Genomic DNA, 746 nt, shown 5'->3' on the forward strand with positions numbered 1-746 from the left:
CAGTAACGATCCAATATCAAAGCCAGTTCAGTAATGACACTCTAACCTCTTATACTCAGCAGTGGGCTACCACTCATGGTGATATAAAAGACACGCAGGCGCCAGGATATGCCAAGGACTTTGGCCAATTTTCCGGCGGCGGGTGGTTTAGTGGTACCCAATATTCAATTGGCAGCTCTCATAGTAGTGCTAATACTGCTATGATCGTAGAGGGTGATTTGCACTATAATATGGGCCACCATACCTTCCACGGGAAAATGGCAAACTTGGAGTTGGGTGAATACTTGAGTGATAATCCAAGTGGCATTGGTAAACAGCTTGACCAAGTGCAAGTGAAATTGAGTGGCATAGATCTGACCGGTGAATATGACCCTACCAAAACAATGGTAGAAAACCACCAAGGCGATATGCATAAAGCCACCTACGGTTTGATGAGGGGCAATGCAGAACCCTTGTTGGAAATCCTCGCCGCTAAGGGTATTGATGTGAATACCCCACTGAAAGATATGCCTATCGCCAGCCAATTTGACGTTATGGTATCCGATGCACCACTTATTGATACCGTTGGTGTAATTGAAAGCAGTGATATGCTGTTAGCTGCTTAATTAAATAGAACAGCCGGGAAAGGATTTTCTGGTTGATTCTAGCTGCTGTGTAATATGTGTTAGTGTGTTTTTAATAAGTGTAAGTGCCCACTGCCGTACTCTGGTAGATCTGGTTTCTTCTTGGCTGCGGCAGTGGTTAAT

1 protein-coding gene is annotated in these 746 nt (G+C 44.5%); it reads left to right on the forward strand.

The genetic code is table 11. The annotated features are described in order from the left end of the window. Positions 1-605: heme acquisition protein HasA (locus tag V1952_RS22240; protein WP_420075596.1), on the forward strand; the 605-nt coding region annotated here is incomplete at its 5' end. Positions 606-746 lie beyond the last annotated feature (141 nt).

This window comes from Yersinia sp. 2542 StPb PI (genome assembly GCF_048593855.1).
GTDB classification, from domain to species: domain Bacteria; phylum Pseudomonadota; class Gammaproteobacteria; order Enterobacterales; family Enterobacteriaceae; genus Yersinia; species Yersinia enterocolitica_E.